The following is a 12,235-nucleotide window of genomic DNA, read 5'->3' as shown; positions in this document are numbered from 1 at the left end:
TGCATTGCCCGGCGGCAAAAGAGCCCGGGTGTTGAACTATCATGATCTGGAAAAAGCGCGAGAGGCCGCACGCAAGATTCCCGGCGGCTCCGGCGGCGGTCAGGCCGCCCGGAACACCGGGCTCGTAATTCGTATCGCAATCGCGAGAAGGCGCGAAAAGCTCGTCATGGCTGGGCTTTTAACCGAGACAGGCGACATTGAAAAGCCCGAACTCTCGGTGCCTTCCTTGCAGCTTGTGCCGTCACAATGCATCCGGATGCATCCGGCCAATAGGCGATTGCCGGAACAAAGCACTCACATCGAGAAATCAAACCGGTAGGTCGTCGAGACGCCGATCGTGAACTGGTTGCGGTCGCCGCGCTCCTTGACCAGGCTGGAATCGACCGCCGGAGCCATCAGGCGCGAATATTCGCCGAACAGGCTGGCCGTCATCGGCTCGGTCACCTTCCAGGTCACCGCGCCACCAAGGCCCGCCGATCTCACCCCGCCGCCCGGATGGTATTCGCTGAGGCCCGAAGCCACGGCTTCCTCGGCATTGACGCCGTAATAGGCGTCGAAATAGTCCGATGAGGCGAACGAAACGCGCGGCCCGCCCGAAATCCTGACCTCCGGCGTCACATCATAAAAGGCGTCGGCGGCGATGTCGGCGACAAAGCCGCTATGGGCGCGAATGCCGTGCCGCAATTCGGCGCGAGCGCGCAACCAGTCAAAAGGATAGAATTCGAAGAAGCCGCCGGCCTCGCCGCCCCAGCGCACCGGGTCGAGGCCCTTCAGCTCGTCGGCGTCGCCGCCATCGCGCGAAAACAGGATCTTTCCGGTCAGGCCGGCGCGCAGGCCGCCATCGTCGATCAGCGCCAGCGAGATGTTGTCGTTGCGTGAGGTGAAGCGGGCCGCGGGACCCGCCTTGCCGAGCGAGATGATCGGCGAGGCGCTGAGCAGGTATTTCTTGCTGCCCTCGAAATCCGGCGCGACCATGCCGGTGGCGCCGACCGTCAGATACCAGTCGCCGGACAGCCAGCCCAAGGCGCCCTCGCCTGCTTCGGCGGCACCGGGCGCGCCAAGCATGAAGGTGGCCAAGACCAGCTGAAACACCCTGACAGAACGCATCGTCACTCCATACGCACGGAACACCGGCAGGAACAACCGGCCTGGCCAAGAGCCATGGCGCCGGTTCAGTAAACTTTGATTTAAATTCGAAACGCTTCCTCGCTTTTTTGGCATGCGTCTGGCGCACGCTGCTCGCTGGACGGGCAAGGCCTTCGGCGCTACCCTCCAATTGGCAAGATGCCAGGCAACTTCGATGGAGATGGCGGCAATGACCCTGCAAGGCGATGTTTTAAAGGATGCGATTGGGCAGACACAGGCGAAATGGGGGTGGTTCGTCGGGCTCGGCGTGCTGCTGTTGATCCTCGGCGGCATCGCCTTCGGCAATCTGTTCATTGCCACGGTCGCCTCGGTCTACGTCGTCGGCTGGCTGATGCTGATGGCCGGTGTCATCGAGATCATGCATGCCTTCGGTGTGAAGACATGGAGCCGGTTCTTCTATTGGCTGCTCAGCGGTCTTCTCTATGCAGTCGCCGGGTTCTTCGCCTTCTATAATCCGCTGCTGGCCTCGGCGGTGCTGACCTTCCTGCTGGCGGTCGCCCTTCTCGCTTCAGGCGTGCTCAGGGCCTGGGTCGGGTACAAGCACAGACCGGCCAAGGGTTGGGGCTGGCTCGTTGCGGCGGGTGTCATCAGCGCGCTGGCAGGCCTGGTCATCGCCATGGGCTGGCCAGTCAACAGCGTATGGGTGCTGGGACTGTTTCTCGCTATCGACCTGATCTTCCAGGGCTGGGCCTTCATTGCCGTCGGCCTGGCGCTGAAGAAATAGGTTCTTGTTTTAGCATGATCTTGTCCGAAAACCGGTTCCCACTTTTTGGGATCATGCTTTAGAAAGCAATGGCCGCGTCGAGCTCGGAAAGCGGGCTGACGCCGGCCAGCAGCGCCCTCGCCTCCGCTTCGTCGCGTTTCATCTGCGCGACCAGCGCGTCGAGCCCGTCGAACTTCACCTCGGCGCGCAGGAAGCCGAAGAAGGATACCGCGCATATCTCACCGTAGAGGTCGCCGTAAAAATCGAAAACGAAGGTTTCCAGAAGCGGCGTGCCGTTGTCGTCGACGGTCGGGCGGCGGCCGAAGCTGGCAACGCCGTCATGAAGCGTGCCGTCGGCGCGACGGAAGCGGACGGCATAAATCCCTTCCTTCAGAGTGGCTTCCGGCGAAAGCCTCATATTGGCGGTTGGAAAGCCCAGCGTCCGGCCAAGCCGTTGGCCGCCGATCACCTCGCTCTCGACCGTGAAGCGATAACCGAGCAGGCCGGCGGCCTCGGCCACCTCGCCCTCGCCGAGCTGCGCGCGAATGCGGCTCGACGACACCACCTCGGCGCCCTCGTCGCGAAACGCGTCGACCAGCGTGACACCGAAGCCGTGGCGTTCGCCGGCCGCCATCAGATAGGCCGGGCCGCCCTGCCTGTCCTTGCCGAAGTGGAAGTCGAAGCCGGTCACGGCGTGAACGATGCCGAGATTCCTGTCCAGCACGTCGGTCACGAACGCTTCCGCCGACAGCGCGGCGAAGTCGCGCGTGAACGGCTGTTCGACGAGTGCGGCAAAGCCTAGATACGACAGCAGTCGTGCCTTCATCGGCGGCGGCGTCAGCACGAACAGCGGTATATCAGGCCGGAACACCTTTCTCGGATGCGGCTCGAAGGTCAGCACCAGAGCCGGCACGTCGCGCTGGCGGGCCTCGGCAAGCGCGCGCTCGAGCACGGCCTGATGGCCGCGGTGAACGCCGTCGAAATTGCCGATCGCCACCACGCCGCCGCGCAAATGGGCCGGCAGCGGCGAGATTGCAGAAACGCGTTCGAAGGCTTGCGTCATTTCGAGGCTTCCGTCATCGAGCGACCCTACCGCAGTCTCGGAATGACCGCGACCGGCCGGTAGCCGTGCTTTTCCAGAAAGGCAATTAGCCTGGCCGGATCCGGTTGTAGCGGATCGCCATAGTCGCGGGCATGGATGCCGCCCGATACGTAGAGCACGTCGAAGCCGTTGTCGGCAGCACCTTTGATGTCGGTCATCATGCCATCGCCGATGGCCAGCACGTCCGAGCGCTCGATCGGGCCGCCGAGCAGTTCGGCGATCTCCTTCATCGCGACGTCATAGACCGGGGCATATGGTTTTCCGGCGATCAGCGTGCGCCCGCCGAGCTGGGCATAGTCGCGGGCCAAGGCCCCCGCGCACCAGATCATCCGCTCGCCGCGCTCGACCACGATGTCGGGATTGGCGCAGATGAACGGCAGGTTCCTGGCGCGCAACCGCCGCAGAAGTTCGGTGTAGTCTTCCGGCTTCTCCACCTCGTCGTCGAACAACCCGGTGCAGACCACGCCGGACGCCTCGAACTCCCCGACGAGCTCGACATCAAGACCGTCATAGAGCGTGAGATCGCGATCACCGCCGATGTGGAAGATTTTTCGCGGCCCCTCGATGATCAGGTCGCGTGTCACGTCGCCGGACGTGACGACGCGGTCATAGGCGCTTGGGGGAACACCGATCGCATTCATCTGCGCCACCACGTCGGTGCTTCGCCGCGGCGAATTGGTGATCAGCACGACAGGTATTTTCGCCTCGCGCGCAGTGGCCAGCGCCAGAGCCGCGGCCGGAAAATGCCGTTCGCCATTGTGAACCACGCCCCAGACATCGCACAGGATGGCCGAATAGGCTCCCGACAAATCTGCGAGCGAGCCGATGATGTCGGGTGAATCCGCCATACTATTTTTCCCAAGTCATGATCGGCCGCTACCGACGGTCCGTGCGGCAGGCCCGCATTAACCGAAGCGCTTGATCCTGTCACCAGCTTTCGCAACGTTCAGGATTGCCTGGCGATGATCAAGGCAGGCGCACAAAGCATAAAAGCCGCCTCTTTCCAGAGGTTTAGCCCATTGCGGAGTCTTCCCCGGGGTCCAATCGTGGGCAGCACTGCCGCCATCTGCGGCATGGTTAACGAGCTTTAAAAAACTGTGCCGATCTTGGACATATTTTAGCAATCTGAAATTTAACTATTGGTGGCATCGTTCGCCGACAAAGGGTTCTGGCGGGGTTCTGAAGGCAATGTTCCGTAAATTCGGTAGGGACCGGCGTGGCAACTATACGCTCATGACGGCCATCACGATTGTGCCGCTCATGGGGGGCTTGGCGCTCAGCGTCGATTACTCGGAACTGCTCCGCCAGAAGCACGGTACGTTGAACGCCCTTGACGCCGCCGGCCTCGCCACCGCTCAGCACATCGTCGCCGGCGCAAGCGACGCCGACACCGTGGCCTTTGCCAAGACCTTCTTCGAAGCCAATCTTGGTCCCGTCGATCCGGCGAATACGTCGCTTACCGTCACCCTGCCCAACAACAATGCGGGTGGCGGCACGCTGAAGCTGTGCAGCGCCCTGACGTATACGCCTTATTTTCTACCGGCTGCCGCCATGCTGACGGGTGGGAGCGGCACAGCCTTCACGGCTTGCTCGGAAATCCGCCTCAAGAACACGCTGGAAGTAGCCCTTGTGCTCGACAATTCCGGCTCGATGAACAACCTCGGTTCCGGCACCGGCGTGAAGCGAATAGACCTGCTGAAGACTGCCGCCAAGCAGCTTGTCGACACGCTGGCGCTGCAGGCACAGCAGATGAAGCAGGTCAGCAAACCGGTGCAGTTCTCCCTCGTGCCGTTCGCTGCTTCGGTCAATGTCGGGCCCACCCATGACCAAGAAGGCTGGATGGATCAGGACGGCATCTCCCCGATCCAGCACGAGGATTTCGATTGGACGACGATGACCCCCGCCAACAATCCGGACAAATACGCCGAGAAGCTCAACGGCGTCTGGTACAAGCGCGGCACCGGCTGGGGCGACACCCAGGATCAACCACTGACCCGCTTCAGCCTTTACGCCGACATCACGGTCGAGTCCGGCCGCGAAGAAGTGCCTAACACGAAACAGTACATCTGCGACACCTATAACAAAAAAGGCAACTGCAGCAGCGGCCATTGGACCACCCCGGAATACATCTACACCACCAGCCGCTATGCGAGCTGGCAGGGTTGCGTGGAGGCGAGGCCGTACCCGTATAATAACGACGACACGACGCCGACCACCGCCGCGCCTGCCACGCTGTTCGTGCCGATGTTTGCGCCGGACGAAGCTGGCACCCTCTGGCTCGATTTCGACCGAGACGGTGTCAACGACGCGACCTACCTGTCCTATAGCTACGGCAACAACTGGTGGGCCGACTGGCCGTATTACAGCGATAGCCCAACCGCCTCGCAGCGGCAGTCGGACATGCGCAAATATTTCCTGGTGAAGCCTTACGGTTCGAAGTCGGCTGCCGCGGGCGACGGCCCGAATGCGTCCTGCACGACCAACCCGGTCACGACGCTCAAAGACGTAAGCCAGCTTGCCCAGAAAGAGGAGATCAACGACGCCATCGACGCCATGGCACCGAACGGCAACACCAACGTGCCGGAAGGCCTTGCCTGGGGCTGGCGGACGGTGTCGAGCAACGAACCTTTCACGGAAGGCCGACCGAACGCCGAAAAGGGCAACGACAAAGTGGTCATCGTGCTGACCGACGGCGCCAACACCTACAGCGCCGTCAGCGACAGCGACTATGCCAATAACAGGTCGACCTATGCCGCTTACGGCTACACCGGCCTCACATATCCAGGGTCGGGAAGCGTGACGCGCCTGTTCATGAACACAAGCACCGACATCGGCAAGACGACCTTTACTGGCGGCAACTACACGGCCGCGCTGGACGAGCAGATGCAGACCCTTTGCGCCAATGCAAAGAATTCGAACGTTCTCGTCATGACCGTTGCGCTCGACCTGTCGACCACCGACGCCGGCGACAAGAAAGCGCTCGACGCCCTGAAGGCATGCTCCTCGGACTCGCGCTTCCGCAAGGATCCCACCGATCCGACCAAGCCGGCCAAGCTGTTCTGGAACGCTACCGGGGCGACTCTGTCAGACAATTTCAAGGAAATCGCCAACGAATTGTCGAACCTGCGTATCGTCGGCTGAGGATGACTTCGCCGAAGCTGCCGATCTCCCCCCTTGCGGGGGAGATGGCCGGCAGGCCAGAGGGGGTGGGAAGGATCACAGACTTTTTGTGGAATCCATTTCCAACTGGAGACCGGCCTTGTGGCGTTGATGCGATTGCCTGATAGGCCGGCGGGACAGCACCCCCCTCTGCCCTGCCGGGCATCTCCCCCGCACGGGGGGAGATCGGCAACATTGCCCCTTTCGCCAATTGTCAACGCTGGCGCAAAGGCTATCGCCACCTTGCCCTTGCGGCGGTCGAACGGACATGGTGAGTGTCCCCACCGCCACCGGAGATGCGCCCGTGCCCGACGCCGCCAACCATCTCGCCTTCGCGCTGGTCTGCCTTGGCATGGTGCTGACGCCTGGCCCGAACATGATCTATTTGATCTCGCGGTCGCTGTCACAGGGGCCGAAGGCCGGCCTGATTTCGCTCGGTGGCGTGGCGCTCGGCTTTGTCTTCTACGTGTTGTCGGCGGCATTCGGCATCACCGCGCTGCTGCTTGCCGTGCCATACGCCTATGACGTGCTGCGCGTTGCCGGCGCGCTCTACCTCTTGTGGCTTGCCTGGCAAGCAGTGAGGCCAGGCGGACGCTCGCCGTTCCAGGTTCGGGAACTGCCGAAGGACAGGCCGCGCAAACTGTTCGCCATGGGCCTGATGACCAATCTGCTCAACCCGAAGGTGGCGGTGCTTTATCTGTCGCTGCTGCCGCAGTTCATCAGCCCCGGTAAGGGCCACGTGCTGTCGCAGCTTCTGGTGCTCGGCACCACCCAGATCGCGATAAGCCTCACCGTCAACGCGATCATCGCGGTCACCGCCGGCTCGATCGCCGTCTTCCTCGCCGGCCGGCCGCTGTGGCTGGTGATCCAACGCTGGATGATGGGCACGGTGCTGACCGTGCTGGCCCTGAAGATGGCGACCGACGCGCAGCGTTGACTTGAGCATCGGATCCAAAAGCATGCCCTCGGGCCTGACCCGAGGGTGGATACCGGTTTTGGGAAAATCCGATGCTCAAACAAAAAGATAGAGCGGCGGCACCGCTGCGCTTGCTTACATCGGCCGCCGGTCCTGCTGCACCCGCTCCGGCTCGACCACCCTGCGATAGAGATGCCACGTCGCATGGCCAAGCACGGGCATGACGACGGCGAGTCCGGCAAACAGCGGGATCGAGCCGATGACCAGCAGCACGGCGACTATCAAGCCCCACAGCGCCATCTGCAGCGGGTTAGCCATCACCGCCCGTGCCGAGGTCTCGATTGCCGAGACAGCGCCGACATCGCGGTCAAGCAGCAGCGGAAAGGCGATGACGGTCGTCGCCAGCACGATCACGGCGAAAACGAACCCAGCCGCATTGCCGAGCAGGATCAGCGTCCAGCCTTTGGTCGTCGTCAGCACCTCGCGCACAAAGCCGCCGATCGAGGCGGGCGGCTGATTGCCAAACAGGCTGGTGTAGATCGATTGCGCGGTGAACAGCCAGAGCAGGAACAGTGCCACCAGCATGACGCCGATGACCGCGATCGCGGGCAGCGCCGGCGAGTGACGCACATCGAGCGCGTGCCACCAGGACGTGTCCATGCCGAGTTCGCGGCGGCGGCTGATCTCGTAGAGCCCGATCGCGGCGAAGGGTCCAAGCAGGGCGAAGCCGGACATCAGCGGGTAGAGGAGCTGGACGGCATAGGACCCGGATGTCGTCCACTGCGCCAGGATCAATCCGACCACCGGATAGATCAGGCACAGGAACACGTAATGCGATGGCTTGGCCCAGAAATCCTCGACGCCGAGCCGCAGCACATCCATCAGGTCCGCCGTCGTGATGCGGCGCACCGTGGGCTGCACGTGCATTCCACGTGCGTCCGACATGACATGAAAGCTTGCCATGACCATTCTCCCGTGTGTCGGGGCGGTCACCGCCAGGATGGCCGCCCGTAGCTGCCACTTCTCGTACAAGCACTATGATAGTCGATTTAGGGGTGATTGTCGCCAAGTCGACGGTCGCGATGGTAAATCCGGCTAGAGCGGGATGCATTTGGGTTGAACGGGGCATCCCGCTTTATCTGTGTTTCAGCCGCATTTGTGCGACGCCAAGTGTAACCACTTGGCTGCAAAATGCTCTAGAGATTTCCGACGCCGCCATCGACGAGCAGTTCCGTGCCGACGACGAAGCTCGACTCATCCGAGGCCAGAAACACCGCCGCCTTGGCGAGCTCCCAGGGTTTGCCCATCCGGCCGATCGGCACCAGCGCGCGTATCCGATCGCCCAGCGCCTTCTCTTCCGCTTCGGGCAGACCCAGCTTGCCCAGGGCCGGCGTCTCGGTCGGGCCGGGGCTGAGGCCATTGACGCGAATACCGCGCTCGATCATCTCCCCCGAGAGGGTGCGCGCCAATGACAGGAGACCCGCCTTGCTGGCGGCGTAGGCGCTGCTCTGGGGCAGGCCGATATGGGCACTGACCGAGCCGCACAGAATGATCGACGACGGGTTGGAAAACATCGGCAACAGGGCCTGGATCAGAAAGAACGGCCCCTTCAGGTTGGTCTGCATCAGACGGTCGTAGACCACCTCGTCCCAATCCTGCAGCGGCTGGTGCATCACATCGCCGGCGTTGACGTTGAGTATATCGAGCCGAGGCCAGCGCTGCGCAAGCTCGGCGGCAAGCGCACGCTGATCGGCGAGATTGCCGGCATCATTCCTGATCACCTGCGCCGATCCGCCCAGCTCGCGCTGCGCAGCGTCGAGCCCGGACGGGTTTCTGCCAGTGATTGCCACCGTAGCGCCCTCGGCCAGAAACTGGCGCGCGGTTTCGAGACCGATGCCGCTGGTTGCCCCGGTGATGAGGGCATATTTGCCTTTTAAGCGACCCATGATTTGCCTTCCCAATGAGATGAGAACGGCATTGTTTGCATGATAGTATGCTTTGTATAGTAGGCACCGAATGGGTACTAAAGGAAATAATTTCATGGCACAGGCAAAAGCCATCGAGGTCCCGCCAATCGAAGGCGGAAATGGCGCGACCGATCGTTGCCCGATGATCGATTTCGTCAATCTGGTTTCGGGAAAATGGGCCATTCCCATTCTTTATCGCCTGATCGTCACCGGTTGCCCGATCCGCTTCGGCGAGCTCCAGCGGGCCGTCGCGCCGATTACGCAAAAGGAGCTCACGCGGCAGCTGCGCCTGTTCGAACATCGCGGCCTGGTCTATCGGAGGGTCTATGCCGAGATGCCGCCGCGCGTGGAGTATGAGATAACGCCGTTGGGCAGAACCTTGCGCGGCACGCTGGATTCGCTGGCCCACTGGATGCGTGTCAACGCATCCCACCTGATCACCTGACTTGACGGATTCTCCACCCTGCCCGACCAAGCCACAGCCGGTCACCGCGCGGCGCCACACTTTGGCGCCGCGCGGTGAGACGCGTGACAAAACTAGGCAGCGAAGCGTTCGATCCCCTCGGCCAATGGAACATGGCCGAGGCAGGCGCCCGAACCAGCGAGCTTTTCGCCATCCTCGATGGCTTGCGCATATCGCACGGCCGGATCGGCTTCGATCCTGCCGCGCAACGCAGCCAGCTTGGGGTAGCTCGTCGCGTCGACGGCCTGGTGGAATCCCGCCCAACGTGCCACGCCAATCAGCGTGGTGTCGGCAAGCGTCAGGCGGTCGCCGACCAGAAAGTCGGTGTCGGCGATCATCGCCTCAAGCCGGTCATGGCGTTCGGTAACGGCCTTGCGGCCGAAGTCGCGCAAGGTCGCCAGCAGGACAGGCTCGGCCGATTCCATTTCATATGCGGCCCAGAGTGGGGTGAAAGCGGCGGTGAAGCCGGTGTTCACGAAAGCCATCAGCTGATGCATCCGGTCGGCTTCCGGCGAGCGAGGGTCGAAGCTGATACGACGTTGCGTGTCGCGGGCTTCGAGCCAAGCGGCAATCGCCATGGTCTCGGTGAGCACCTTGCCTTGGTCCGTGATCAACACCGGCGTTTCCTGACGGCCGTTGATGCTGGCATAGGCGTCGTTCTTCATTTCAGCGAGCATGTCGACGCGGCACAGGCGGTAGGGCTGTCCGACGCGTTCAAAAGCAGCGACAAGCCCCATCGAACTTCCCGCCGGGATGCCGTAAAGGAGGATAGGTTCCATTTCTTTATCTCTTCCATGATTTAGGGATCACGCTGCGCAGCGAAACTTGACCCTAAACGCTGGTCGCCCCATGTAAATTACGCACTATTCTGTAACCAGGTCCCCGCCATGAAAGATGTCGTCTCACGCTGCCCGATCGAAGAAACCATGCGTGTGCTCAGCGGTCGCTGGCCCACTTTGCTGCTTTACTATCTGAAAGACGGGACCAAGCGCTTCAGCGATCTGAGGCGGGACAACCCGACCGTATCGCACCGCATTCTGGCGCTGGAACTGCGCAAGCTGGAAGAGGCCGGGATCGTGCGGCGAACGGCGCATGCCGGCTATCCGCTACGCGTGGACTACGACCTCACGGCGCCCGGCCTGAAGCTTGTGCCGCTCATCGACGCGCTGGGCGACTGGTGGGAAGTTACCGAGGACGATCGGGCCGGCCGGGTCGGGTCGGCGGCGGAAGCCAGGCTGGTGAAGGCGGCCTAGTGGTGAAAATCTGACGCTTGATAGCCTGAGGCTGGGCAACCGCTTTGGGTAGGATCTGCCGGCCGGGTCGGATACCGGAATGCGCAGGCAGCGCCAGAAGCGCGGGTAGCGCCAGAGGCCGTCATTGCCGAACTGTGCCGTCACGACACTTTGCTCACCGTCACCGGCGTGTATCGCCTTCAACCCTCAGGAGTTTCGTGGCCGCATGACGCGCATCCGCATCCAGGTCGATCTTGCTGCGTGACTTCAGATCGAATCGTACCGTAATGGTCAACGAGCGCGCATGCAGTACTTCGTCCAGCGTACCGCGCATTTCATGCAGATAGGTCAGCGACGACTTCCCGACCTTTTCGACAACGGTGCGGACGGTGACCAGCGTTCCCACCGCGGTTTCGTGCGCGTAGTCGATCTCCATCCTGACATCCGCCCAGCCGAGTGTCGGCGTCAGGCGGGGATCGGCAATCCTGCCGAGCAGCTGGAAGCTGGCGTCGTCGAACATGGCAACGTAGTGACGGACGTTGAGGTGGCCCATGGCGTCGCACATCCAAGGATGCACCACGCCGACATAGGTTTCGATGCCGGGGGCCGTCAAAACCCGACCTCGTTTGCGCCCTTGAGATCCAGCAGCTGACGAGCTTCGTCCGGCGTTGCGATTTCAAGCGACAATTCGTTGAGGATCCGCTTTATCTTGGCAACCTGCTCGGCATTGCTCCTGGCGAGCGCGCCCTTGCCGACATAAAGGCTGTCTTCCAAACCGACGCGCACATTGCCGCCCATGATCGCGCCCATCGTGCAGAGGCTCATCTGGTGCTTGCCTGCGGCAAGGATCGACCAGAGATAGTCGTCTCCGAACAGTCGCTCCGCCGTCCTGCGCATATGCATCATGTCTTCTGGGTCGGCGCCGATTCCACCCAGAAGTCCGAAGATCGTCTGAACGAAAAGCGGCGGTTTCAGCAGCTTCCGGTCGAGAAAGTGCGCAAGCGTGTAGAGGTGACTGACATCATAGCACTCGAACTCGAACTTCGTGCCATAGGCTTGGCCGACCTCGACGATGATGCGCTCGATCTGCTCGAACGTATTGGAGACGATGCCCTTCTTCGTATCTTCCAGGTAGCCCTTCTCCCAGTCGTACTTCCATTCGGTATATTTCGGCGCGATGTGGTGCAGGGCGAAATTCATCGATCCCATGTTGAGCGAGCAGAGTTCCGGCTTCGAAGCGTGCGCGGCCTCAAGGCGCTCTTCAAGGGTCATCTTCAGCCCGCCGCCGGTGGAGATGTTCATCACGGCGTCGGTCTGCTGCTTGATGCGCGGCAGGAAGTCCATGAAGAGCTTGGGATTGGGCGTCGGTTTGCCCGTCTCGGGGTCGCGGGCATGCAGATGGATCACCGAGGCGCCGGCTTCGGCGGCGCCGACGGCCGCATCGACGATCTCGGACGGCGTTATCGGCAGATACGGGCTCATCGTCGGTGTGTGGATCGAGCCGGTGACCGCACAGGTGATGACGACTTTCGGCGATTTCTTCATGG

Annotated in this window: 14 protein-coding genes; 6 read left to right on the top strand and 8 right to left on the bottom strand. The window is 62.1% G+C overall.

The genetic code is table 11. The features are described from left to right. The first annotated feature begins 31 nt into the window (after positions 1 to 31). Positions 32 to 319, top strand: a complete 288-nt coding sequence (locus CIT25_RS36285) for a hypothetical protein (protein ID WP_126107026.1) — start codon at positions 32 to 34, stop codon at positions 317 to 319. Here the strand turns inward: CIT25_RS36285 and CIT25_RS16585 are convergent. Beyond that, positions 295 to 1,107 (bottom strand): MipA/OmpV family protein, encoded by an 813-nt coding sequence (locus CIT25_RS16585; RefSeq protein ID WP_095485828.1) that lies wholly within the window; start codon positions 1,105 to 1,107, stop codon positions 295 to 297. The genes CIT25_RS36285 and CIT25_RS16585 overlap by 25 nt on opposite strands. 208 nt (positions 1,108 to 1,315) lie before the next feature. Between CIT25_RS16585 and CIT25_RS16580 the strand changes: the two genes are divergently transcribed. Further along, complete coding sequence (locus CIT25_RS16580; protein ID WP_095485827.1) at positions 1,316 to 1,870, top strand: HdeD family acid-resistance protein; 555 nt, start codon at positions 1,316 to 1,318, stop codon at positions 1,868 to 1,870. Between the two features lie 58 nt (positions 1,871 to 1,928). Here the strand turns inward: CIT25_RS16580 and CIT25_RS16575 are convergent, their stop codons facing one another. Both CIT25_RS16575 and CIT25_RS16570 read right to left on the bottom strand, forming a co-directional pair. Further along, positions 1,929 to 2,912: a bifunctional riboflavin kinase/FAD synthetase gene (locus tag CIT25_RS16575; protein ID WP_095485625.1), complete on the bottom strand. Its 984-nt coding sequence runs from the start codon at positions 2,910 to 2,912 to the stop codon at positions 1,929 to 1,931. A gap of 26 nt (positions 2,913 to 2,938) precedes the next feature. Beyond that, complete coding sequence (locus CIT25_RS16570) at positions 2,939 to 3,799, bottom strand: TIGR01459 family HAD-type hydrolase (RefSeq protein WP_095485624.1); 861 nt, start codon at positions 3,797 to 3,799, stop codon at positions 2,939 to 2,941. Positions 3,800 to 4,139: 340 nt separating this feature from the next. Here CIT25_RS16570 and CIT25_RS16565 point away from each other — a divergent pair, with 340 nt between their 5' ends. Together CIT25_RS16565 and CIT25_RS16560 are read left to right on the top strand one after the other, a co-directional pair. After that, positions 4,140 to 6,092: a pilus assembly protein gene (locus CIT25_RS16565; RefSeq protein ID WP_095485623.1), complete on the top strand. Its 1,953-nt coding sequence runs from the start codon at positions 4,140 to 4,142 to the stop codon at positions 6,090 to 6,092. Positions 6,093 to 6,462: 370 nt separating this feature from the next. After that, the gene (locus CIT25_RS16560) at positions 6,463 to 7,047 is read left to right on the top strand and encodes a LysE family translocator (protein ID WP_425351746.1); all 585 of its coding nucleotides are present in this window, start codon (positions 6,463 to 6,465) and stop codon (positions 7,045 to 7,047) included. A gap of 114 nt (positions 7,048 to 7,161) precedes the next feature. On the opposite strand, the gene CIT25_RS16555 is transcribed toward CIT25_RS16560, so the two are convergent. Both CIT25_RS16555 and CIT25_RS16550 read right to left on the bottom strand, forming a co-directional pair. Then, on the bottom strand, positions 7,162 to 7,989 hold the full coding sequence (locus CIT25_RS16555) for a DUF2189 domain-containing protein (protein ID WP_095485825.1): 828 nt from the start codon (positions 7,987 to 7,989) through the stop codon (positions 7,162 to 7,164). A gap of 233 nt (positions 7,990 to 8,222) precedes the next feature. Next, on the bottom strand, positions 8,223 to 8,972 hold the full coding sequence (locus tag CIT25_RS16550; protein WP_095485622.1) for an SDR family oxidoreductase: 750 nt from the start codon (positions 8,970 to 8,972) through the stop codon (positions 8,223 to 8,225). 94 nt (positions 8,973 to 9,066) lie between these two features. Here CIT25_RS16550 and CIT25_RS16545 point away from each other — a divergent pair, with 94 nt between their 5' ends. After that, positions 9,067 to 9,438, top strand: a complete 372-nt coding sequence (locus CIT25_RS16545) for a winged helix-turn-helix transcriptional regulator (RefSeq protein ID WP_095485621.1) — start codon at positions 9,067 to 9,069, stop codon at positions 9,436 to 9,438. 92 nt (positions 9,439 to 9,530) lie between these two features. On the opposite strand, the gene CIT25_RS16540 is transcribed toward CIT25_RS16545, so the two are convergent. Then, positions 9,531 to 10,235 carry a glutathione S-transferase family protein gene (locus tag CIT25_RS16540; protein ID WP_095485620.1) on the bottom strand — a complete coding sequence of 235 codons (705 nt, stop codon included), beginning with the start codon at positions 10,233 to 10,235 and terminating at the stop codon, positions 9,531 to 9,533. Between the two features lie 108 nt (positions 10,236 to 10,343). Between CIT25_RS16540 and CIT25_RS16535 the strand changes: the two genes are divergently transcribed. Next, a complete protein-coding gene (locus CIT25_RS16535; RefSeq protein ID WP_095485619.1) occupies positions 10,344 to 10,709 on the top strand; it encodes a winged helix-turn-helix transcriptional regulator in 366 nt (121 codons plus the stop codon). Positions 10,710 to 10,869: 160 nt separating this feature from the next. On the opposite strand, the gene CIT25_RS16530 is transcribed toward CIT25_RS16535, so the two are convergent. Continuing rightward, on the bottom strand, positions 10,870 to 11,301 hold the full coding sequence (locus CIT25_RS16530) for an acyl-CoA thioesterase (protein WP_167391065.1): 432 nt from the start codon (positions 11,299 to 11,301) through the stop codon (positions 10,870 to 10,872). Next, the gene (gene kce, locus CIT25_RS16525) at positions 11,298 to 12,233 is read right to left on the bottom strand and encodes a 3,5-dioxohexanoate:acetyl-CoA acetone transferase (RefSeq protein ID WP_095485618.1); all 936 of its coding nucleotides are present in this window, start codon (positions 12,231 to 12,233) and stop codon (positions 11,298 to 11,300) included. The genes CIT25_RS16530 and kce overlap by 4 nt, the downstream gene beginning before the upstream one ends. Positions 12,234 to 12,235: the final 2 nt, after the last annotated feature.

Source organism: Mesorhizobium mediterraneum (assembly GCF_002284565.1).
Taxonomy (GTDB): domain Bacteria; phylum Pseudomonadota; class Alphaproteobacteria; order Rhizobiales; family Rhizobiaceae; genus Mesorhizobium; species Mesorhizobium mediterraneum.
This window is presented reverse-complemented; position numbering and strand designations above follow the sequence as displayed.